The organism is Dokdonia pacifica, assembly GCF_900188275.1.
GTDB lineage: Bacteria > Bacteroidota > Bacteroidia > Flavobacteriales > Flavobacteriaceae > Dokdonia > Dokdonia pacifica.
This window is the reverse complement of sequence record NZ_FZNY01000002.1, coordinates 27,867-52,801: the sequence shown is the minus strand read 5'-3', so window position 1 is coordinate 52,801 and position 24,935 is coordinate 27,867. Positions and strand designations below refer to the sequence as shown.

Annotated in this window: 21 protein-coding genes; 18 read left to right on the top strand and 3 right to left on the bottom strand. The window is 32.3% G+C overall.

What is annotated here, in order from left to right; all coding sequences use genetic code 11:
* Positions 1-2 precede the first annotated feature (2 nt).
* Positions 3-1,685 (bottom strand): histidine kinase, encoded by a 1,683-nt coding sequence (locus tag CHB80_RS07490; protein WP_089370836.1) that lies wholly within the window; start codon positions 1,683-1,685, stop codon positions 3-5.
* Between the two features lie 155 nt (positions 1,686-1,840).
* Here CHB80_RS07490 and CHB80_RS07485 point away from each other — a divergent pair, with 155 nt between their 5' ends.
* From CHB80_RS07485 to CHB80_RS07455, 7 genes are all read left to right on the top strand, one after another.
* Positions 1,841-2,773, top strand: a complete 933-nt coding sequence (locus CHB80_RS07485; protein ID WP_089370835.1) for a TolB family protein — start codon at positions 1,841-1,843, stop codon at positions 2,771-2,773.
* A 38-nt stretch (positions 2,774-2,811) separates the two neighbouring features.
* A complete protein-coding gene (locus tag CHB80_RS07480) occupies positions 2,812-4,602 on the top strand; it encodes a serine hydrolase (protein WP_089370834.1) in 1,791 nt (596 codons plus the stop codon).
* A 1-nt stretch (position 4,603) separates the two neighbouring features.
* Positions 4,604-5,521: a DUF5050 domain-containing protein gene (locus CHB80_RS07475; protein WP_089370833.1), complete on the top strand. Its 918-nt coding sequence runs from the start codon at positions 4,604-4,606 to the stop codon at positions 5,519-5,521.
* A gap of 4 nt (positions 5,522-5,525) precedes the next feature.
* On the top strand, positions 5,526-6,425 hold the full coding sequence (locus CHB80_RS07470; protein WP_218823082.1) for a TolB family protein: 900 nt from the start codon (positions 5,526-5,528) through the stop codon (positions 6,423-6,425).
* A 21-nt stretch (positions 6,426-6,446) separates the two neighbouring features.
* Positions 6,447-7,700, top strand: a complete 1,254-nt coding sequence (locus tag CHB80_RS07465) for a serine hydrolase domain-containing protein (RefSeq protein ID WP_089370831.1) — start codon at positions 6,447-6,449, stop codon at positions 7,698-7,700.
* A gap of 132 nt (positions 7,701-7,832) precedes the next feature.
* Positions 7,833-8,684, top strand: coding sequence for a hypothetical protein (locus CHB80_RS07460; protein ID WP_089370830.1), 852 nt, complete (start codon positions 7,833-7,835; stop codon positions 8,682-8,684).
* A 72-nt stretch (positions 8,685-8,756) separates the two neighbouring features.
* Positions 8,757-9,635 carry an alpha/beta hydrolase gene (locus CHB80_RS07455; protein WP_089370829.1) on the top strand — a complete coding sequence of 293 codons (879 nt, stop codon included), beginning with the start codon at positions 8,757-8,759 and terminating at the stop codon, positions 9,633-9,635.
* 218 nt (positions 9,636-9,853) lie between these two features.
* On the opposite strand, the gene CHB80_RS07450 is transcribed toward CHB80_RS07455, so the two are convergent.
* A complete protein-coding gene (locus CHB80_RS07450) occupies positions 9,854-10,546 on the bottom strand; it encodes a hypothetical protein (protein ID WP_089370828.1) in 693 nt (230 codons plus the stop codon).
* 252 nt (positions 10,547-10,798) lie between these two features.
* Between CHB80_RS07450 and CHB80_RS07445 the strand changes: the two genes are divergently transcribed.
* On the top strand, positions 10,799-11,431 hold the full coding sequence (locus CHB80_RS07445) for a hypothetical protein (RefSeq protein WP_089370827.1): 633 nt from the start codon (positions 10,799-10,801) through the stop codon (positions 11,429-11,431).
* An 81-nt stretch (positions 11,432-11,512) separates the two neighbouring features.
* Here the strand turns inward: CHB80_RS07445 and CHB80_RS07440 are convergent, their stop codons facing one another.
* Complete coding sequence (locus tag CHB80_RS07440; protein WP_089370826.1) at positions 11,513-12,400, bottom strand: LysR family transcriptional regulator; 888 nt, start codon at positions 12,398-12,400, stop codon at positions 11,513-11,515.
* A gap of 136 nt (positions 12,401-12,536) precedes the next feature.
* On the opposite strand from CHB80_RS07440, the gene CHB80_RS07435 reads away from it, so the two are divergent.
* The 10 genes from CHB80_RS07435 (at position 12,537) to CHB80_RS07390 (ending at position 24,746) form a co-directional block, all read left to right on the top strand.
* Entirely contained in the window at positions 12,537-13,232 is a 696-nt protein-coding gene (locus tag CHB80_RS07435; protein ID WP_089370825.1) for an aspartate/glutamate racemase family protein, read from the top strand.
* 66 nt (positions 13,233-13,298) lie between these two features.
* Positions 13,299-14,153, top strand: a complete 855-nt coding sequence (locus CHB80_RS07430; RefSeq protein ID WP_089370824.1) for a LamG-like jellyroll fold domain-containing protein — start codon at positions 13,299-13,301, stop codon at positions 14,151-14,153.
* A gap of 892 nt (positions 14,154-15,045) precedes the next feature.
* Positions 15,046-16,626 carry a thioredoxin domain-containing protein gene (locus CHB80_RS07425; RefSeq protein WP_089370823.1) on the top strand — a complete coding sequence of 527 codons (1,581 nt, stop codon included), beginning with the start codon at positions 15,046-15,048 and terminating at the stop codon, positions 16,624-16,626.
* A gap of 9 nt (positions 16,627-16,635) precedes the next feature.
* Positions 16,636-17,970 carry a DUF6734 family protein gene (locus CHB80_RS07420; RefSeq protein ID WP_089370822.1) on the top strand — a complete coding sequence of 445 codons (1,335 nt, stop codon included), beginning with the start codon at positions 16,636-16,638 and terminating at the stop codon, positions 17,968-17,970.
* Between the two features lie 249 nt (positions 17,971-18,219).
* Positions 18,220-19,533 carry a DoxX family protein gene (locus tag CHB80_RS07415; protein WP_143337070.1) on the top strand — a complete coding sequence of 438 codons (1,314 nt, stop codon included), beginning with the start codon at positions 18,220-18,222 and terminating at the stop codon, positions 19,531-19,533.
* 326 nt (positions 19,534-19,859) lie between these two features.
* Entirely contained in the window at positions 19,860-20,969 is a 1,110-nt protein-coding gene (locus tag CHB80_RS07410; RefSeq protein WP_089370820.1) for a sensor histidine kinase, read from the top strand.
* A 3-nt stretch (positions 20,970-20,972) separates the two neighbouring features.
* Positions 20,973-21,737, top strand: coding sequence for a LytR/AlgR family response regulator transcription factor (locus tag CHB80_RS07405; RefSeq protein WP_089370819.1), 765 nt, complete (start codon positions 20,973-20,975; stop codon positions 21,735-21,737).
* Positions 21,738-21,890: 153 nt separating this feature from the next.
* A complete protein-coding gene (locus tag CHB80_RS07400) occupies positions 21,891-22,649 on the top strand; it encodes a DUF4097 family beta strand repeat-containing protein (protein WP_089370818.1) in 759 nt (252 codons plus the stop codon).
* A gap of 274 nt (positions 22,650-22,923) precedes the next feature.
* Complete coding sequence (locus CHB80_RS07395) at positions 22,924-23,976, top strand: serine hydrolase domain-containing protein (protein ID WP_089370817.1); 1,053 nt, start codon at positions 22,924-22,926, stop codon at positions 23,974-23,976.
* A 206-nt stretch (positions 23,977-24,182) separates the two neighbouring features.
* A complete protein-coding gene (locus tag CHB80_RS07390) occupies positions 24,183-24,746 on the top strand; it encodes a DinB family protein (protein ID WP_089371311.1) in 564 nt (187 codons plus the stop codon).
* Positions 24,747-24,935 lie beyond the last annotated feature (189 nt).

The following is a 24,935-nucleotide window of genomic DNA, read 5'->3' as shown; positions in this document are numbered from 1 at the left end:
CCTTAACAATATATTTTTATGGTATTTTTCCAACCGTTATTCATTGGTTCAGAGGTGAGATCCCATTGTTTGTTATAACTCTCTGTAAGTCGTGCTTTTATATATTTTAGACCCGTACCTTCTTTTTTAGTAGTTTCATGGTTAATAGGAGCCGCAAACGTTAAAAATGTGTAACATTTATAATCATTATTTGATTCAAAAGTTAGTTTAAATGTAATGCTATTATCTTCCAAAGGTAAGTTGTGCGTAATCCCATTTTCTAATAACGTATGAAGAATCCCAGGTGGTATTTTTTCTTCATAATTTATACCTTCTTCTTCCCAAGAATAATTGATTTCCTTTCGGTACTCCATAATCTCAAGATGCGTACGACAAAGCGCTATTTCTTGAGTAATAGGAATTAATGTTTTATTTTCTATCTGATTAAAAAGATCAAATTCTTTTGCCAATGCTTCTATAAATAACACCCCTTTTTTAGGGGCTTCTTCTATCCAATCTATTAATGAGGTTAGCGTATTCATCAAAAAATGAGGTTGAATATTTTTTTTCAGTAACTCAAGACGCAGGCGTGTAGATTGAACTAAAGAATTTTCATAAGCCAGTCTTTGTTCTTTGATTCTTAAAGAAAGTAAATAAAACATTCCTAAAAGTATAAACGTAAAACCTGAAAATATGCTTTTATTAAATGGAGTGACAGCCCCTATAAGTACTGATAGTAAAAGGGTGAAAAGTACGAGAAGAGCACCTTTCCTTTTTTTATAAACACCATACCCTACAATTACAAAAGAGAACACCAACATACTTAATGCCATATTATTACTCGTTAATTCAATAATATGTCTTGACAAGAATATGTATAATAGTAAACCTGCATATATGATTAACAATAATTTTCGTTTAGGAAATGGAAATTGTGTGGAAAAATAAAACGGTATTAAAAATGAAATACAGACCATTAATACATTTATGATCTGTAATCGCACCAAATGCATACTGTAATGGATAGCCATATAGGCTTTAATAAACTCTGCAAATATTAGAGCAAAAAACAGAAAACAGCAGATGCTAAAAATGAGTGTTGCATATTCTTTTTTATTACTTAAAAAGAGAAAGAAAAAATAGATAGAAGCAATAAGAAAAGCACCCGCAAAGAGATGCATATAAGAGGTTTCTATAAGTCGATCTGCTAGTAGATCGTCATAAGTGTCTATTTTTAATCCAGATATTCTTAAATGGTCTGGAAAATAATAAAGACTAGTTCGAATCGCCAATACATGCGTTCCTTTTTTAGTAAGGTCAATAGGGATGCTATGTGTAGTCCACATTTTACCAACTTTACCAAGTGTAGCTTCCTGTCCTGGGTTTCCATTTTTGCCAATCAATACGCCGTCCCAAAAAACTTCATATTCTCCATATACATGTAGATATATACCATAAGGCCTTAATGAATCTGAATCTTCGAAAATATCAATTTTAGTTCTGGACCAAAACACCTGGCCATCTGGCACATATCTTAGTATTGGTTTCCAATTTTGATCATTAAATTCTTTAGTAGCCCATTCTTGTTGATCTCCAATTTTGAATACGCTTGTGTATTTATTATAAAAACTAGGTTTCTGAGAACACGAAACTGTAAGTAGCGTGAAGCAGATACATAGAAAATATAATAAAGTTCTCAACTTCATTTTGATTTGGTTTTATAAATGCAAACTAACTATTATAAAATAGCAATTTAGAGCAGTTCATTAGGTTATAGAGCAGTTGGCAAGATTTACATTGAATACGTGACAGAAAAATACATCTTTTGTAAGATAAAGAGTTTAAATCGAATTGAAAATACATGAAAAAATCATATAACATTTTGATTATTGTAGGGATTTTATTCTTAAATGCTTGTAATACTAAAAAGCAGGACTCAAGAACTGATAGCACATCAATTACAGAACAATTTTATTTTGGACAAAAGCCACCTGGTTTAATACCAGAAATTTTTGCTCAAGGAATTGTTTCAATCAATGGAAGGTTTGAAGGAAGTGTATCGTTTTCTCCAGATTTAAAAGAAATTTATTTTGGAGCTTCTGATGAAGACGAAAAAACAGCTATCTATTTCTCAAAACTTAAAAATAATAAATGGACTTCTATTAAAAGAGCCAATTTTACAAATGGAGAAAAAAAGGAAGAAATGCATCCGTTTGTTAGCCCTGATGGTAAAAGGATTTATTTCACAGCCTTGGACTCTAGTTTTGTCGATGAGAAAATTTGGTATGTAAACCGTCTAAAAGATTCCTGGAGTGATGCTATACAACTGGATTCACCTATAAATGACGATCTGGTATTTTCTCCTAATCAAGCGAAAAATGGAGATATGTATTATACCAATATTTCATATTTACCATTAATAAAAACTAATCATGCGCCGAATATAAATGGTGCATTTCCCAGAGTGCAGGAGGTTGAAATTAAATTTGGTCATCACGCATTTATTTCTCCATTTCAAGATTATTTATTGGTGAGTGGTCGAAACAATGAAGATCCCAGTAGAAAAGACAACGATATTTATGTTTATTTCAAAAAGCAAGACGGAGCGTGGACTAAACCAATGAACCTAGGAAGTACAGTAAACTCTGATTTTGATGAAAAAAGCCCGAAAATCACTCCAGACGGTAACTATTTATTTTTTGGCAGAAGCGAAAGAGACATAGAACCTGGATTGTCAAATATCTTTTGGGTAAGCACTGAAGTAATTGAAGAACTACGGCCTAATAATTTTTAAAAGCGAAATAAACAGTTAATAAGAACTCAATAAAAAATATGAAAAACAGTATCACATTACTAGTAAGTATCATTTTTATTCAATTATGTACAGCGCAATCAAATACTAATTTAATTAGAAAGGTAGAAAATGGTCTCACACCAAATTTAGTATACATAGAAGGAGATACAACATCTTCTATTGAAGAACGTATGAAACACTACGGAATCCCTGGAGTTAGTATTGCTGTAATACATGATGGAAAAGTTGTTTGGGCAAAAGGATATGGAGTTACAAATAAGGAAAGTAAAGCTCCCGTAACGACAGAAACACTTTTCCAAGCAGCAGCGACCAGTATGCCAGTAACGGCCTACGGAGCATTGCGACTTGTAGAAGAGAATAAATTAGATTTAGATGAAAATGTCAATAGGTATTTAAAATCTTGGCAAGTACCCGAAAATGATTTTACCAGTAAAAAAAAGGTTACCATAAGAAATCTTCTAAATCATTCAGCTGGAATTTATCCTCGTGGAACAGGATCATATGGTATAAATGAAAAAATCCCAACACTTGTAGAGATATTAAGCGGAACACCTCCTGCTTTAAACGAACCAATTAGCGTAAATAAAGAGCCTGGTGAAAGTGTCCGTTTTGCATACGCTAGCTATGTACCCATTCAGCAAATGATGCTGGATGTGAAGAGAGGAACGTTCCCTGAAATCATGCATGAACTCGTGTTACAACCATTAGTAATGAATAACAGCACATTTAATCAAACGCTTACTCCTGAGCAATTAGCAAGAGCAGCAACTGGTTATTTACAAGATGGCTCTATGGTTAAGGGCGGAAGAAATATCCAACCCGCAATGGCTTCAGGTGGACTATGGACAACTGCCGAAGACTATGCAAAATTTATAACTCACGTCCAGCAATCAAAACATCTGACAGAGTTAATGGGTAAACCATATGGGGTGAATGATTCTGGATGGTCATTTACATTAGGCCTAGGCTTTCAGCTTTTTAATAAAAATGAAGAAATCTACTTAAGACATCACGGATGGAATACAGGCTTTTATGCTGAGATAATGGCACACAGAGATAAGGGTTATGGGGTAGTCGTAATGAGTAATTCTACTTTTCCAAGCTTTAATGCCGAAGTGATTCGCGCTGTAGCGCTGGCCTATGATTGGGATAAATATATACCCGTTTATAAAAAAATAGAAATAACGCCATCCCTTGTAGATGAAATTAGCGGTAAATATCAAAGTACAAATAGCGTAGTAACTGTTTTTCAAAACGACGATAAGCTTTACACTAAAAGTATACTTTATCCCGATGCCCAAGAATTGGTACGAATCTCAGATAGCTCTTATGTGATAAGAAACTCTAGTAGATTGATTCAATTCAAACCAAATCCTGAAAATGAGGAAATTAATTTATTGTACTTCAATAGAAATGACCATTCAATTACATCCCAATTAGCCAAATCTAACACTGTTACAAAAGAACCTGTAGAATTTCTTGTGGAAGGAGATTTTGAAAAAGCGCTTCAAGCTTACAAGTATTTAATGAAAGAAAATCCTACACATCCTACCATTGATGAAGAATATGTAGATGATTTAGGTGAACTTTTCTATGGTCAGGATAGAATTGAAATAGCCTTAGATGCTTTCAAGTTAAATACTAAGCTCTATCCTAATCGCTTTCAAGTGTACGATAGGTATGCCAACTACTGCGAGATAGCAGGGAAAATAGACCTTGCAATCTCAAACTATTCTAAATCACTTGAATTGAATCCTCAAAATAAACGTAGCAAAGAAAAATTGAAGAATTTACAAGAAAGTAAATAATATGAAAACTGAAAATTTTACTCAAGCAAAAATGGCAGTTGTTTTTTTGACATTTTTATCTTTCAATACGTATTGTCAACACAGTAACTCCTCTGAATCAAAATTCTATACCATTGCCTATAATTCCAAAAAAACAGGAAATATAGAAATTTATTCTAGTGATAAAACTGGAACATCAAGCATCAAAAGTACACATGAAAAAGGCGGATATGCAGCTTGGTCTCCAGATGGAAAACGCATGGCGTTTTATGCAAAATATGATGACAAAAAAACATGGTCTATTCATACCATGAATAGCGATGGTACGAATAGGAAACGATTAACACATGCAAAAAATAAATGGGATAGTGCTCCTAATTGGTCGCCAGATGGGAAGAAAATTGTTTTCGCTAGAGCGTATAAAGACTCTGAAGGTATGTGGCGTCCAGAAATTTGGATCATGAATGCTGATGGTAGTCAACAGCATCAAATAAAATCCTTAAAAGGGAGTAATCCCTATTTTACTTCTGATGGCAAAAAAATTGTCTTTTCCTTGGAAATTAATGACAAGAACAGTGCCATAAGCATCGCAGATCTAGATGGAGGAAACATAACTCGGCTAACTCATAATAATAGTAAAGAGTGGCATCCTGAAGTTTCTCCAGATGGTAAACAAATTGCTTTTATGTCTGATAGAGATGGGAACTATGAAATTTATGTAATGAATATAGATGGTTCTCATCAAAAACGATTGACGAATAGTTCCATTGATAATTGGTATCCGTCCTGGTCTCCTGATGGTTCTCAATTAATTTTTTCTACTGCTACAGGAAAAAATAAAGAAGATAGAACCATTTACATTATGAATAAAGACGGCTCAAAAATAAGAGAATTTATAGCGCATGGTTCACAAGCGGAATGGTTAAAAACAACAAAATAGTAAAATGATGAGAAATAAAATAGGGGTATTACTCTTAATACTTTTTATACAAACAAATAGTGGCTTTGCACAAGAAAACAAAGAGAGTGATTTCAACTTTCCATACATAGAAGGGCCTTACATGGGGCAAAAACCACCTGGCATGATCGCAAAACCATTTGCTCCAGGTATCATCTCAAAAGAAGGTTGGGAAATTGAGGGCGTATTCGCACCAGGCATGAAAGAATTCTATTTCACTACACGAAGCGGTAAAGACACACCTATTACCGTAATTGGTTTCCGGCAAAAAGACAATGTTTGGAAAAAATACATTGAATTCAAGCGCAAAGGTGAAATATCGTTCTCTCCTGATGGTTCACGCATGCATATGGCCAAAGGCTATAAAGATCGTAAGAGAGATGGTTGGTCAAAACGCAAAAGTCTTGGTGTTATGTTTAATCGTGAAGACTGGGGTATTATGCGTCTAACAGCCTCATCAAAAGGCACCTATGTTTTTGACGATTATAAAAGCGGTGATGTGATCCGTATCTCAACACTTAAAGACGGAAAACGTCAAAAACCCAAAAAGATGGGACCAATAGTGAACACTGGAAAATGGACAGCTCATCCCTTTATAGCCCCTGATGAAAGTTACTTGATTTGGGATAGTGAAAGAGAAGGAGGTTATGGAGACTCTGATCTCTACATTAGTTTCCGTCAAAAGGATGGCTCATGGGGTCCTGCTATTAATATGGGTGACAAGGTCAACTCTGATAAATGGGATGCTTATGCGAGCGTTACTCCAGACGGCAAATACATACTCTTTAATAGATTTATAGATGACGGTAGTAACAATGAAAATATGAATGTGGATATCTACTGGGTGGATGCAAAGATTATTGACACACTAAAGCATCAACAATAACTCATATAAAAAGTTCTAACTATGAAAAATAGTATCTCAGTTCTCTTCGCCGTGTCTCTCTTTCTCGCATGTAAAAATGAGCCAAAAAAAGATACCGATCCCATCAGTACTAAAGGTCCAAAATATGAAACGTATAATTATGCTGGATTTACAAAAGAAGAGATGTATGCATACCATAAACACATTTTTGAAGGAGGCGATTGGACCGAATACGGTGATTTAGAACGGTATTTTTATCTAAACTTTTCCCAAATAAAGGAACATTCACGTATCAAGAGATCAGATACGCCAAAAATTCTTAAAGAAACCCCGAGAGATGATGTGAAAAATTTTATTACATCAACAGATTTAAAAAAAGGCGGCGGACTATCATTAAATGACTATGTACAACAAGTAGAAGTTAACGGGTTGATTATCATTCATAAAGGCAACATCGTTTTTGAAGGGTATCCAAGAATGTTCCCCACCGATTTACACGTAAATTTTTTAATAACCCAAGTCTATGTGAGTACTTCAATAGCCATTTTGGAGGATAGAGGTTTAATTGATACGAGCAAACCTATTGATTTCTACTTTGATTCGCTTAAAGGATCAGGATGGGAAGGTGTTCCTATAGTTGATATTCTTTCCATGAGTTCTGGAATTGCCCATGTTCCATTAGAAACGTATGAGGTAAGTTTTGATCCCATTAAAGACTTAGCAACTGCAAAATCAGCCAAGCCTTCAGGAACAGAATATCAATTTTCGAATGCTGATGCTATGGTATTAACACTACTCGTTGAAAAAATTAGCGGCATTACATTCAATGATTTTGTAGAACAAGAAATATGGGAAAAGATAGGGGCAGAATATAGTGCCCTTTTAGGAAAAAATAAGAATGGAACATCTCTTTCCTATGTAGACGGCATGTCATCAACACTTCGTGATCTTGGCAGATTTGGTCTAGCTTTTACACCTAGTGGTAGAAAAGGTCCCAATCCAATAATTTCTGATGCTCACTTATCAAAAATTCAAAATGTCAATCAAAATCTCAAAATTGAATCACGCTCTTTAAAAGAAACATTCTATAGTAATTATCAATGGGGAGCGGTCTTTGAAGATGGCGATTTTTATAAAGGAGCACATGGAGGTCAAGGACTTTATATTTCTCCATCAAAAGATTTGGTCATTGCCTATTTCGGAACCTCCAATACTAATCGTGAAAGAAATCAACTCAATCTGATTGCCCGACAGCTTTCCAAATCTGGGTTGTTCGATCTTAATAAAACTAGATAGCATGCAATTACATAATTTATCTATGAATAAGAATGTTTTATACGCTTTCGCGAAAGCGTATACTGAATCAATACCATAAGACCAATCAACTATAAAAACTACTGTTCTGATCTATTTAAAAAAGCCCAAGCCATGAAAAAAATATATTATGCATTGCTATTCGTATTCGTCATAAATGCCTGTACGACTAAGAAACAGCATCCAGATAACAATGATACACCCACTATAGAAGATCCATATGCTGGATTACATCCTCCTGGTTTAACACCTGAGTTGTTTGCGCCTGGTATGGTTGCAACAGAAGAACATCTTGAAACTGAAGTTTTGTTTCTACCAGATATGACAGAATTTTCTTTTAATAGGTCTAGTGGAAAAAATGGCGAATCAGCAACATTAATTGTTATGGAATACAACAATAAAAATTGGAATAGGAAATCTGTCCCCCAGTCTGATGTTGATAATTACAGAGAACGTTTCAGCCCTAGTTTTATAGAACTTAATAGTCTTGAGCCTTTTAAAGATATCCCCATCTGGGGAGGGACGCTCTCAGCTAAAGGGACATATTATTTTTATGTTTTAAATCCAGACGGTAATGGTTATATGGGGTATTCACGTCTTATAAATGGCAAATATGAAACCCCTCAAAAAATGAGTAGCGCAATTAATAGAGGAAAGTATATTGCGCATCCTTTCATAGCGCCAGATGAATCTTATTTGATGTGGGATGCAGAAAAAGAAAATGAAGACAGGCCTGATGTATACATTAGTTTTAGACAGAAAGATGGTTCTTGGGGAACTGCCATCAATATGGGAGATAAGATAAACACCTCAGTTTATGAACAACGGCCTAAAGTAACCCCAGATGGAAAGTATTTTACCTTTTGGAGGGGATATTTTAAAACTAAAGAAGATGGAAGTAGAGTTTTATTAGGAAACCCTTATTGGGTAGATGCTCAGATTATTGAAAAATTTAGACCTAAATAAAAAGACCAAGTTGACCTTATGTAATGAACAAAATAGCCCGCTAGTGGGTAAAATTATAAACAAAAAGAAAACATGAAAACTTTTCAATTATTAATAGTAGTGAGTTTTATATCACTTAATACGGTATTTGCTCAAAATAATGATGCTCATACAGGCAAAAAATCTCTTTTGGAATTACCAAAAACAGAAGTAATTCCTATAAAGGAAACGAAAACCAATAGACAGTATGAACTGTATGTAGAACTCCCTGATGGATATTCAGAGAATGATAGTATTCAATATCCCGTAATTTATTACACAGATGCCATGTGGCATGTTGAGATATTGTCTGGAGCTGCCGAATACATTGTGGAAGAAGCCATTTTGGTAGGAATATCGTGGCAAAAAGATATAGATGAAGAATTTAAGAAAGCAGGAAGGTTTCATGTGAGTAGGTTTCGAGATTACTCCGTAAGGAAATCAAGTAATGAAGAACATCAAGCAAAGTATCAATTTGGACAGGCTGCAAATCATCTAGATTTTATTCGCAATGATGTGATAAAATATGTGGAGACCCATTATCGAACCGATCCAGATAACCGAACCTATTTTGGATATTCACTTGGAGGTGTGTTTGGCGCATATACATTACTAGCACAACCAGATACCTTTAAAAATTACATTCTTGGTAGTCCTGCTCTTGAAGGCGATATTCCTATGCTTTCTAAGCTTACGTCTCATCAAAATACAAACGCTAATGTTTTTATTTCTTATGGATCATTAGAAAAAGAATCTAGTAAACATGTTGAGGAGTTTATTACACTCTTAAAGAATAGAAATGATAAGAGTTTATCGGTAGAGTCTGTAATTATTGAAGGGAATCATCAGACAGCATTTCCTTTGACGGGAATACGTAGCGTTACTTGGTTAGCAAGTTTGAATAAAGGTCAAGATGAAAACACTCATAACTAAAAATAATAGTAAAATAGCTGTTTTATACGCTTTATCGCTTCGCTCTCCCGCTGGTCGTGAATCTCGCAAGCTCGATTTCGCGAAAGCGTACTAAGATAGAATCCCTTATATCCAAATAAAAAGGTGTAATGATCTATAATGAATCATTACACCTTTTTATAAAATTATGTGACCTCATTATAAAGTATACATGTCTTTACAATAGGAGGTAGGGTACATTATCTACTAACAAATTTCAAAGCCTTAATTAGGTCTTCATCATCCTTTAGAGATAATTTACTTTTTTCTATGTACTCATTAATAGTGCTTTGGCTAATTTTATCTGATTGGAAAAGTTTAGAAAAACCTTTCTTAGACATTTTAATTTTAGTCAACTCACGATTGCTGTATAAATAATATTTTTCTTTCTTAATATACTTATTTGAGCTTCTAGCATGCATTGGATTTATAGATGCTTCAGAATAAAGTACATCATAATGTCTATATACAGAAAAAGGGCCTCTATAAAATAACTCAAACATTTTTAACTCCCCATCCATATTCATTAAGCGAAATACTTTACCGTTAATTTCTATTTTGAGTAAGTTATCACCATCAAAAGTATACACAGAGTTTTCGTCATAAAGCGCATCAAGTGTATTGTTATACAAGTTTATATTGATGTTTTTTATTTTAAAATTTCCATTTTCTTTGGTGTATATAACGCCTTCTGTATTCCAATCTTCAAAATAGTAAGCAGAACCATCTGTTCTAAAATTAGGGTTCACAAAACCAAGTCCCAGATCAAAAGAATTATGAGTTCCGAATCCTTGTCGTATATTATTTCTCGGGTTTTTATCCGTAGTAGTTTCTTGAGCTAAGGTGGTAAAAATAGATATCATAGATATCAATAAAATAACTGTTTTTTTCATAGTACTTTTTTAAATAATTAAATAAGGCCTTGTTTCTGTGTATAATTCATTTATAACAGCAACAATATTCTTGCCATATTTGAATTATTCTATTTTAATTTCAAATATATCTCAATATCTAGCTATTAAAAAGTTAAATATTTATATTTTATGCAGTTAGCTATTAAAAATTGGGTCTTAAAGAGTAAAGTAAGCTCACATCATATACAGTGTATTTGGTTTATTGAGCTATATTAGTACCAAATGAATGTTATGAAAAAACTACTCTTTTTAGGAATCTTATGTATTTCATCTTACTCAAATGCACAAATATTTGTGAATGATATTGATAGAGTAGCAGTAGTAATCATTGATTATTGTGTAAACGAAAATGGAGAACGTTATGATATAACAATTAACCAAGAAAAAAGTTCGTATAAGGATGAAGCTTGGCAAAAAGGTTGCTTAGATCATTTTAAAAAGAGTACGTTACTTTATCCTATGAAGCTAACGAATCATTGTTGGCAATCGGTTTACTATTTTGTAAATTCAATTTATAAAGACTATGAGTTACCCGAACAAGAGCGTGCAAAATGTAAAGCCTTTCATCTTGGCAACTTTAAATATGAAAACCCTGCTTATAGTGAAACTATCATTAAACGTCGTAAAAACCGTCAAATAGAAAAAGGAACTTCTGGCAGACAAGTCTATAGTATTGAATGGACTGACGATCATACATATATACTGAAAACTGAAAAATTACCTTCAAAAATTAAGCATAAAAAAAATACTGTTATTTCGGTTGAGATTATAGAAGTACTTAACGAGCATACGTATTTGTGCAAATCAAAACGTATTGATATAGAAGATTCAGAAATCATATTTGGATTGATAACGAAATTGTAGTATTCGATCTTACATTTTATTGCATTACGTCTTACTTGAAATGAAAATAGGAGTGAAGTTTGTATAAAGTAAAATGATACATTAATCTAAAAAATCCTCTTCAAAACTACATATGAAATCATTTATATATTTTTTATTTCGATGTTCCATTTTCACCACCAAGTAATGTGTTCGTTTTAATCCATTTTTACTAATACGCTTAAAAGCCAACTCTTTAGATAATTTAAATGGGTTTAATTGCCATTTTGGAGCACACATGAGTCCCATGTTTGCTTGTATCATTGATAAGCTAATCTCTGTAAATGGTATAGCAGAAATCTTTTTAGGATTTATTTTATTGGGTTTTAAGAAATGTTCATAAACAGCTACACCCTCTAAAGGAAAAGAATTGATGAATAAGTGTTCATTTAAAAAGTGATTTGCTTCTAAGAATTCCAAATGACTTAATGGGTTCTCTTTATGCATAATCGCAAAGATTTCATCCTTAAAAACTGGACTCACAGAAAGCTCTTCAGATACTGGTTTTGAGGTTACAATAGCAATGTCTATCTCATTTGATAGTACTTGTGATATGGTTTGATGCGTTGCCCCAAGAGTTACCTCTATGTCGATCTCTGGATAGAGAATCCCCATTTTTTGGATAAAAGGAGGGATAGCGTGAAAAAACGATTGACATTCTGCACTTAATTTAATAGTGCCTTTTGACCCCTCTTTAATATTTTTAATTTTACTAAAGCTTTCATCTATTGAGTTAAAAAGTTTATTCGCCAATGAATACAATTCTGCTCCTTCATCAGTAAGTTCCCACTTATTTCTACTTCTGTAAAATACTTTAAATCCTAAACGTTCTTCTAAATCTCTTAATTGGTGACTTAAAGCTGATTGTGTTAAGAATAAGCGTTCAGAAGAATTAGCAAGACTTCCTTCTTCTTGGATTGCTTTTATTAATCTAAAATATTTTAGTTCCATAATAGCAAAGATAAGAGGGTTATATAAAGTTATCGTTGATTATTTTTCAATGATGCTCTTAAAATCTCTCAATGAAGATTCTAAAAAATGGAAGAAGTAATTTATAATTTCATCAAAAATATACAGAACAAAAAACATGAAAACAATAGGACTAATAGGAGGAATGAGTTGGGAATCATCAAAATTGTATTATGAGTTCTTAAACACAAGAGTAAAAGAACTAATGGGAGGATCACATTCTGCAAAATGCATTATGGTTTCTGTCAATTTTGCAGAGATAGAATACTTAACTTTTAAAGGTGATTGGGAAGCCATTGGAGAACTTATGAAACAAGCTGCTCAACAGTTGGAGAGCGCTGGAGCAGACATTGTTTTACTTTGTACAAACACGATACATTTAGTAAGCTCCTATATTTCTGAAAGTATAACGATTCCATTTCTACATATTGCTACTACTGTCGGAAATTCTATAAAAAATAAGGGATTAAAGAAAATAGCTTTACTAGGTACTAAGTTTACAATGGAAAAAGACTTCTACACCAAAACTCTTATGAATGATTTTGGGCTTGAAATTTTAATTCCTGATATGAATGATAGACAAATTGTACATGATATCATTTATAATGAATTGGTGAAAGGACAATTTACAGATGTTGCAAAGCAAAAAAATATAAATATCATTAATAAACTCAAAAACCAAGGGGCGCAAGGTGTTATTTTAGGTTGTACTGAATTACCAATTCTAATTTCAGCATTAGATACTGATATCCCAATATTTGACACAAGTAAAATTCATGCATACAAAGCCGTTGAATGGAGTTTAAAAGACTGATCACGCTATTAACGCATATAATAAATCATACAAATACCATACGTTTTAATACTACAATAAGAAATTATGAAAACTAACATGTACGCATCGATAATTAAAACATGCTTTATTCTTATAACTACGATTTCTTTTTCTCAAGAAGACCAATTAAAAGATCATCTGCTTTTTTATAGTTCTTTCGACGGAAAACTATCCGCAGATGTAGCAAATGGCGATGCAAAGATGTATACCGCAGAAAATTATAAGAAAGCAGCAAATGCACAGCCTGGTTTGCATAATCCTAATGTAGTTTTAGCAAAAGAGAAAGGTATTACTGGCGATGCACTTCATTTTAAAAAGGCAAATACTTCTGCTATCTTTTATAAAGCGTTTAAAAATGTAGGATATAATACAAGATCATGGAGTGGTACCATATCATTTTGGTTACAATTAGATGCCAATAGAGACTTAGCACCTGGATATTGTGATCCCATATGTATTACAGATGTTAGATACAATGATGCCGCAATATGGGTAGATTTTACAGATCATAACCCAAGGCAATTTCGATTAGGTGCTATGGGAGATCTAGACGTTTGGAATCCAGAAAATAAAAATGACGAAACTAAGTGGGAAAAACGTACTGTTACCGTAAAGCAACCTCCATTTGAAAAAGGAAAATGGACACATGTCGTTATTACTTTTTCAAAAGTGAATACAATAAAGCCAACTTATCAATTATACTTAGATGGAGAGTTTAAAGGTGAGATAAAAAATATTAGTGATCCATTTACCTGGCAAGCTGAAAATGGAAAAATCATGTTAGGTTTAGGTTATATTGGTTTAATGGATGAGCTTGCCATTTTTAGTAAACCACTAGACCATAAAGAAATTACAGCAATTTTTGAACTTAAAAATGGCATAAAAGAGTTATTAAATTGATTCGTTAAAAATGTTGAAAATGGTATATAATTTATGAATGTATCATATATACCTCACAAATGAAAAATTAACTTTCATTACTATTGGACTTTTCAGGAAAGTCTACATCAAACCTAGTTAAGGTAAAAGTTAGTAGAAAAGCGACAAAAATTATGGATTTTCCATAATTTTTTTGTGGTTTTACACAGCATCAGTCTTAACGAAATTCGCTAACTTTATACTCGTAATCAATTAGTTACAATATAAAAACCTATATTCATCTAACCGATTACCTATCCATATAGTGCTCTGAAATAATAATAACCTATAGTGAGATAAATCAATAAGAAACTATACTTAGTTCAAGAATGAATCACTTAAATGTGAAGTATAGTCACAGAAATAAACTACTAGTTGTATAGAAAAATAAAATTGTAGATGAGAATTTTAGTTCTCTAGACTGGCATGTACTACTATAAAATTTAAAATACTGATAATTAGAGTTTTACATGTTTTTAGTAATTATATTTTACAGTACATAAAGAAAAGGCGTATACCGAAAAGCCTCGAATAGAGTAGGTGCACATTAAAATTATTTTATTATGAAAATTAGTTTAAAAGACATTAAAAATGGTCTAAAAAGAGATGAATTGAGAGCAATACATGGTGGTTCTGGTACCTCAGGAAATAAGTGTTGTTGGGCTGGTACTAATAATTGTAGTTGTTGTAATAGTGGTACTGTTTGTACGCAAGGTGTTTTGAGAAGTTGTTAATCATTTAAAATATACTAAGGGAGTCATATGTAATATACGACTCCCTTAGTTCGTATATACACCTAAAATTTCTGGAAATACAAAAATAGAATATTGATTATTTACCGAGAGGTAATAACCTACTAATAACACCCTTATAAATGGCAGAAAATATTAGTTTCAATCACGTTTTTCTTTACTTAGAAAAAGAATCTATAGCTTTCGATAAAGACGAATTTTTATTTCAAATTCAATCACATCCAGATTATCCAACCTTACTTTCCATTTCAGACACCTTAGCATTTTTTAATATTGATAATGGAGCTATTCCTTTTGAAGCATCTAAGATAGAGCTATTGCCAGATCAATTTATGGGAATAATGAGAGAAGCAAATGACGAACCACAGCTTTATTACATCCAGAAAAAAGATGACAAGTATATTACTATTAAAGATAAGACCCCTTTCGAAATCGACTATGAAACTTTAGAGTCAAGGTGGTATAATCTTATATTTTTAGTTGAAAAACCTGATATTGAAAATACAACTGTTATCAAAAAAGATAAGACAGTAATGATCTTATCGTTTTTATGTATTGCATTATTTTCACTTTTTTACTTTACGAGTAATAGTACCATTTCAAAACTACTATTTATACTCTTTCCCTGTGTTGGAATTTTATTCTCAGTAGCTGCTTTGAAGGAATTATTTGGAACAAAGAGCACGTTGATTAATAAGTTTTGTAATATAACTGCTTCTACCAACTGTACATCTGTAGTATCTTCCAATAAATGGAAGTTTTTTAATAGTATTAATTTTAGTGACTTAAGCATATTATTTTTTTCATCACAAATCTTTGGGCTCATTACTTTCTTTTTATTGGGGAATTTTTTAGAATATTTTGCTATTCAAAAAATAGTACTCATTACTTCGATTCCAGTTATAGTGCTCTCTTTATATTATCAAAAATTTATAGAAAAAAAATGGTGCCCCATATGTTTAACGATTGCAAGTATTGTACTATTAGAGATCATATATTTATTCTTACTTGTAGATGTAGGTATTACTATTTCTAGTAAGTCATTATTTATATACGCATATATTCTTTTGGTGACTATCATACTTTGGATGGTCTTAAAAAAGATGCTCTCCAAACAAAAAAAACTCAAAGAATTTCAAATCAAAACCAATCGTTTACTTCGCAATTATTCGGTATTTAAAAATACACTGGTCATCACTCCAAAAGTTACCATACCCCAAAACATTGGTATGATACTGGGGAATCCTAAAAGTAATACTCATATAACTATAATTACAAACCCCTTCTGTGGTCATTGCAAAGAAGTACATGAGATTGTAAATACGATTTTAGATAAATACAGAGATCAGATACAAGTTAAAATCCTATTTAAAACAGCTTTGGAGTTAGACAATGAAGAAACAAAGAGGTTTTTTCGAATATTAATGACCCTATATTTAGAAAATGGAGAAAAAGTGTTTACAAATGCCTTGCATGATTTTTTTAAATCTAAAGATGTAAAAGCTTGGAATCAAGTGTATCAAATTGACACAAATAACAAAGCTGTAGATGACATATATGACTCCATGAATCATTGGTGTTTAGAAAATCAAATCAATTACACCCCAGAAATTTATATTAATGGTTTTAAATACCCCAGTGAATATGAAAAAGAGTACTTAGCCTTTTATATAAACGATCTTATAGAGGATGTCAATTTTTAATAGAACTACATGAAAATAATTCAAAGTTTTTGGACAGGAAATATAAAAGAAATAACTCAAAATAATTATGGATGGGTATCATCCAAATACAATTTAATCGGTTGGATTTTAAGTGCTAATCAATTACGAAAGTATTACGATAGGGTAGAGTTATATACAGATGCATTAGGAGCAGAAATACTAATAGACACGCTTCAATTACCTTATTCAAAAGTTCATATTGTGTTAAATGAATTAGACAGCTATGATCGTGATTTATGGGCAGTTGCAAAAATTAAAACATACTCCCTCCAAAAGGAACCTTTTTTACACGTAGATGGCGATGTGTTTATTTGGGATACATTTCCAGATGATCTCATGAAAGCACATCTAATTACTCAAAACTTAGAACGGACAACAGATTATTATCAATCTATGTGGAGTAGTATCGAACCGCATCTTTCCTATATACCTGAAGAGTTTCATGATTTTACAAATACTAAGAATGGATTTGCCTGTAATATGGGAATTGTGGGTGGTGTAGACCTAGCATTTTATAAATACTATGCAGAACAGGCCTTTAAGTTTGTAGACGTAAACAGAACAGCTTGGACTAAAATAAGCAATAACAATTTTAATGTGTTTTTTGAACAACTTTTATATTATGAATTGGCAAAAAAACACACTAAAAAAGTAAGCTATTTATTTGAAGATATCCCAGATGATAATAAATATGTAGGTTTTGGTGATTTTGACAAAGTGCCAAATGAAAAGACGTATCTGCACTTATTAGGAAATTATAAAAGAGATATTCCTACATATAAAGCAATGGAAGACTACGTCATGAGGTATTATCCTGAGTATTACAAACGGTTATTAACCATTTTTGATGATCCATATTTTGTAGGTGATTTTAGCTATGATTTCTCGATGCAAAATAACAAACAGTTAATTGCCGAATTTGCTTCAACGCACCATACTAAAGAAACTATACATACCCATTATTTTTTAAGTCGGGATATACATTCTATTGGCTTATCAGCACGTATTCGTACATTAATGGATACTGGTAAAAATTTTCAACTCTATAAATTACCGTGTAATAAACTTTTTATCTCTGGTGAGTTTAAAGAAATCATAGTAAAAGATCGTTTGGGAGACGATTTCGCATTACCTCTTGATCAGATTGATGAATTGCTACTATCAGAAATAACACAACCTATGGACTACAGTCAATTACTAGAGACCTTCAAAACGTATTTAGACGACGATGTAACTGATGCTGATATAGCAGATTTTATTCATATGGTTAATGAGAGAATCCTTTTGTTTGCCGCTAGGAAAGTACTCACGGTACTCGCCTAAAGAGAACTTTGTATTAGAAAAATAGAAGCGGTAGATAGAGTTTGTATCACATGTTTTTATTTTTCTTCTCAAACACTACAAACACCATTTTCTTAATTAAAAGGTGACTTTATACGCTTTATCGCTTCGCTCTCCCGTTGGTCGTGAATCTCGCAAGCTCGATTTCGCGAAAGCGTACTCCGCATGAAAAAGTATGTTACTCATATGGTTTCTTAAGTTATATTAGCAGTATATAACATTGTAATACCTATGACTTCAGTATCAAACATGTCACTCTCTCAAAAATATCTATGGCGATTTGCACTACTCTTTTTGCTTTTCTGTTGTTTCCCATATGACATGACCTATGGAATCACTTATGCGTTAGAAGATTGGAAGATATGGGATACGCCTATATTTTGGTTAGCCGACGTATTATTTGGCTGGGAATTAAACGCAGATACACGCTACATAGGTTTTGATTCAAAATATGAAGTGGTGCGTTATACGCTTTGTATATTGCTAGCGATTATAGGGAGCATTGTTTGGGTTTTACTAGATCGTAAGTATCAAACTACATATGATCAAAAGCTTAAAAATTTAGTACAAACTATATTACGTTATCACATTGCTTTTATAATCCTCACCTATGGTCTCTCTAAAGTATTTAATGTTCAATTTGGGTTACTAAGCATAGATACCTTAGATCAAACTATAGGAGAGTCATCACCTATGGGTTTTATGTGGAATTTTTTAAGCTATTCCCAAACGGTTACGCAATTTTCTGGATGGCTTGAGGTGATAGGAGGGGTGCTTTTATTTTTTAGAAGGACAACATTTTTAGGATTAATTCTATTGGTTACCGTTATGGCAAATGTGGTGATTCTAGACATTGGATATAATGTTTCCGTGACCATTTATGCGATATATATACTTGTGCTTATGCTCATATTATTGAGTGATCAATTCTTAGGAATCTACAAGTATATTGTGCTCAATAAAACGGTAACTCCTGTTCGTTATCAACGTTTATTCATAAGTGATAGACACTATGCACGCGCTAGAATTTTTAAAGCAGTACTCTTAATCACTATGCTTAGTGTATTGATGTATCAGTTTACTACATATGATCGTCTTTTGAGGAAAAATCAATCTTGGTTTCAAAATAAACAAACGGTGCAAACATTTATCCATAATGGGGATACTATTTCAAAAGATACTCCTAACAAACGATGGGAAAAAATCAGTTTTAATACGTCAAACATCTACCCTAATAGTTTTGAAATTGCCTATGCTAATAAAAAGACAGAACGATTTGAGTTTACAATAGATACACTTACAAACACCCTAAACTACAGTGATTTTATAGATCCGACACCACAGTATGATATTTTTGCTACAATAGATGATAGCATCGAGAAGCATAGAACATGGAAATCATTACACTATATAAAACAAAGCGATACATCATCTGTCTTGAAAGGGGTTTTTAAAAATGACACTCTATATATTGAAACATCTGTGAAGCGTCTAGAAGATTATCCGCTCATGAAACGCCGGGGTCGTTGGCTCATTGATTTATAGTGTATAGGGTTGTGAATATACCGCACCCTAGATCCTTTCCTTTTGTGTTATTATGTTGTTTTTACAACTCTTCAGATTCATCCATGATTTCAAAATCTAATAGATTTCACTGAATTTAAAAGGATCTCATTTATTTTTTGCTTTCGCGAAATCGAGCTTGCGAGATTCACGACCACAGGGAGAGCGAAGCGATAAAGCGTATAAGAATATATAAAACTAGTGTATTGTACTTTCTCAAAACAAGTAAAAGTAACATGATGTATGGAATGGTTCGTACTAATTTTAACCTGGTTTAATTCTTTTTTATCCTGTTTTATTTCAATAACATGAAGATGTTATTTTATTTTATCATCTTTATAAACGGTGTGCTAACTATTAAGCTAAATAAAACGGATTACCTTTTCATATGCATATATGCAGTCATTTTTTGCTTATTCAATATCTATGATTACGTAGTTAATTATGATATTACGAAGTATATTTTCTCAGACGGTCGTACGATACAAAATATATCACCTCCTCTAAAAGGATATATCATTGCCATACCCGTAGAATTAATAGCAACCTTTTTAGTCGTTTTTCTTTTCTTTTTATGGATTATTCCCAAATTTTTAATTAAAAAGAAGAACTATTTTCTGTTTTTCACATTAGCTATCTTGATTGCTACAACCTTTGGAGTCATTGCATTCACAGCATGGCATTGGTCAGAAAATAAGCCCTGGGAAATCTATCCTAAATTATTTACTGTATTATTAAATGGATTAGGATTAAGTGCTGAAAATGCAGGTTTACCCTTAGGAATATTATTGGCAAAAAAGTATTATGAAAGTCAGTTGCATATTGTTCAGATTCAAAAAAAACAACAAGAAAGCGAATTGAAATTATTACAGGCACAGTTAAATCCGCATTTTTTATTCAATAATCTAAATACCTTAGATGCTTTAATAGATGATAGATCAAAAAAAGCAAAGCAATACATTCTAAACTTATCTTCTCTGTATAGGTATTTAATTGAATCTAAAGATGAAGAAATTGTAAGTCTAGAAAAAGAGATAGAAATGATTCGACATTATTTCTACCTTATTGAAACACGCTTTGGAAATACATATAAGTTTAACATATCGGAACGTGTAGACATGGATAATAAGTATCTACCTACAGGAGCGTTACAAATACTTGTTGAAAATGTTGTAAAACATAATAAAACAACAAATGAAAATCCTATTGTTACAAATATTGATGTCAAAAAGGAAGACATAACGATCACAAATACAAAGACGGATACCGTAAATAGTGATATATCCTTTGGAACTGGACTTCAAAATTTGAAAGAACGTTATCTTTTAATTTTTGATAAAACAATAGATATCAAAGAAAATGAAGAAGAATTCAAAGTGACCATTCCGATTATTACATTTATGAAATATGATAGCTAACTTATGAATATATTAATTCTAGAAGATGAAATACCAGCTTATGAAAAACTCTCTGAGCATTTAGAAATATATTTTAGTGAACCATATACCTTTGATTGGTGTCGTACTATAGTTGAAGCAAAAGAACTACTAACTCATGAAAATAAGTATGATATTCTATTTTCTGATATAGAATTATTAGATGGAATATCTATAGAATTGTTTAAGGAAATAAAAATAGATTGCCCTATCATCTTTTGTACTGCATATCATAAATATTTGTTGGATGCATTTAAGAGTAATGGGATTGCTTATATTTTAAAACCATATGCTCAGGAAGATATCAGCAAGGCCTTACATAAATATAATACCCTTTTTAATAAAACATCAGACTATCAAATAAATGATACCATTTTAAAATATATAACTTCTGCATTATCTCAGGATACCCATTATAAATCTCGATTCATTATTAAAACTCCAAAAGGAATGCACCTACTGTCTACACATGATATTAGTTATATAGAAGCTTCAGGAACATTCTGTAAGTTGGTAGATGATAAGGGAGTATCTCATTTGCTTTCTCAAAGCATTACATCACTTAATGAAACTCTTGATCCAAAACAATTTTTTAGGATTAACCGAAGTCGGATTATTAATATTAGCCATATCGTGCGTATGGATAATTACTTCAAGAATAGACTTTTACTTCAGATGCGAGGGAGTAAAGAAAAAATGACGACTAGTTCTAGTGTTACAGCAAAATTCAGGATTTGGCTAGATTCATAACTCTTCTGAATCGCTCTCATATATTTTAACCCGTTTCATTGTGTTTATACCATAACTCATTCAGATCTGCTTTTTACTATTGGTATTTGAATTCATATTTGTAGCGTATAACAACACCTACATATTTAACGTACGGTTTAAAATAGTATTCAAATGAAAAAAATAATTCTAGTCGTAATCATAGTAATAGGTTTTCAATTAAATGCACAGAAATCTATTGAAAAGAAAATCCCAATAGACAACGCAACAAACATATCTATTGATTTTCCATATGCGAGTTTTATTGATATCAACACTTGGGCAAAAGATGAAGTGTATATAAAAGCTACGGTTACGATTGATGATGGTAAGCTTAATGATCATTTTGAATTTGAAGTAAAAAAACGATTAAATACATTATACATAGAAGCCTCTTATGGCAAATTATTCAAAAAGGAAAAAGGGTTTTTTAGTTTTTTATCAAATAAAGATGCGAGTACTATTATCAAAATTGGTAATGAAGAAAATGGGAATCAAAACAGTGTGAATGGTATTTCTATAAAGACTGTTTATACAATCTTTGTCCCACAAAATTTGAATGTAGAACTTAATAGTAATTCAGCTAATGTCACGATACCATTATTTGATGGGAATTTAGTCACAGATATTATTAGTGGAACTATTCAGGTAGGAACGCATCATGGAGATATGACATTAAAAACAGTGAGTGGGAGTATTACTATAAAAATTGATGCTACTGACGCTATAGATGCAAAAACAACACTGGGTAACATTTTTAAAAAAGGACAAATTCCTAAACTCATAATTGGTGAAAAAATAGTAGGAAGTTTTGCTACAAGGAATTTAAGTAATGAAAATCATGCTATCATTCTTTCGACAATTACTGGTGATATTCATTTAAGTGATGAATGATTGTAGAATATTACAAATGTGCTATTATGTGCTGTGTGATGTAACTTGAGCTTTGATACAATCGAATGAAAAAGGTCTGGTAGATCTCTTGAAATAGGAGAGAGGTGAGGCGCTTGTACTTATTACTCCATTTTTGATTATATCCCATTAAACAAACAAAATCAATTCATCCATACTATATTACAGTTCGGTTATCTATAATTTACTTGCATTGCAATCTTACATACATTTGTCCTGTAAATAAAAGAAAGTAGCCACTAGATCATCTGGAATCATGAAAAAGACCAAACGTAAAACTACTAAAGCAAAACAAATTTTTAGAATTGTATTATTTGTTGGGACATTCATTTCTTTATGGTTTGTACCTTGGATATTAGTAAAAGCATGGATAGTGCCATTACCAGATACGGTTCAGGCTCAAGTAGATCAAACTTTAAGTTATGGTTTTGATGGAGTTATTGTATATGTAGATGAAGCTGGAAAACCACCCGCGTTTTATTCAGCAGGTTATCATAACCGAGAACTTAAAATACCAGCCAATCCTAATGCATTGTTCAAAATTGCAAGCATTAGCAAGCTATATGTTGCAGTTGCTATCACTAAATTGGCTCATGACAATCATGTGTCTTTAGATAAAACAGTAGCTGACTACTTTCCAGAACTTGTAGGAAGAATAGAAAATGTAGATAAAATCACCTTACGAATGATGGTACAACACAGGAGTGGCATTCCTAATTTCATAGATAATCCTGATTTTTGGAAAAACCAACCTAACACAAATATCGATGTGCTTGAATATGTACTAGATGTACCCGCAGATTTTGAGCCAAATAAAGACTATGGCTATTCAAACACAAACTATTTATTGCTTTCAAGAATCATAGAGCAAGTTACAGGAGGGAGTCGTCAAGAGTATTTCAAAAAGGAAATTTTAATACCGCTTGGGCTCAACAATACTTTTGGTTCACTTGATGACGTAAATCTAGACGATGTAATGAGTGGTTATTATGTTGGTATTGAGAAAGATTTTAAAAACGAGAATCAAGGAATGATGATCGCTACCGCAGAAGATGTAGGTATTTTTTTAAGAGCTTTAAATGATGGGACATTACTTAATGAAAGCGAAATGGAAATCTATACCTCTATGTATGAATTTAATCATGGAGGATTGGCTCCAGGTTACCAAAGTATGACAGAATACCATAAGGATATAGATGCTGTTGTTATTCAATTTATGAATACAACCGATTTTGAAGGCTATCAATGGAATTTGTTACAAATAACACATTCACGCGTCGTTAAAATCTTACGTAAAGCAAAAAGCTGAGAAAATATTTAGATGTAAAAGAGACAACGACAATTTTATGTTTAGACAAGTTCAGCACAGGCGAGAGATAGAATATGGAATATTACAAATGCTATATAATGGTTTCTAAGTGATCGATAAGCTTACACTATTAATTTTTTATTAAGAATAACAGATGATTATAAATAGTATCTTTAAGTATAGGTTTTGATCTTAAAATGGACACTATGAAATCGCTTAAAACAAAAATCACCTCTTTATTACTATTACTACCCATAATCCTTTTGAACGCTCAAGGAGAGCTGAAATCAGTCGATGGCTATTCACCAAAGATTGGCTTAATGGTATACATGTTAGAAGATTTAAAAGATAGAATTACGGAACAAGTTAAAGACCTAGATCAATCACAAATTGACTTCATGTATGATACTAATGCCAATAGCATAGGAGCATTGATTATGCATTTGGTGTCTACAGAATCCTATTATCAGACCATGACATTGGAGGGACGGGAATGGACAAAAGATGAACTAAAGAGATTTGGTATTGCTGGTGAGCTTAACGAAGAAGTAAAAAACATACTTAAAGGTAAGCCGATTACGTATTATTTGGATTTATGGGATGAAGTCCGTGAGAAAACCCTAAAACTACTCAAAACCAAAGATGATGATTGGTTTGTTTCCAATATAGAAGAGGGACTTAACTACCATTATGTCTGGTATCATGTGATGGAACATTCGGCAAATCATATGGGGCAAATTGCAACCGTAAAAAACCGATTGCCCAAATAAAACCAGCACCAATTTTACAACTTACAGTAATAATATCTAGGTTGTAAAACGGCTGTGACATCATTCTTGACAAAAGCATTACTGTTATTTTTATTAAAAGCAATTATACGCTTTATCATTTCATTCTCCCTCCAGTCGTGAATCTCACAAGTTCGCTTTCGCGAAAGCGTATACATCATATTTATATGT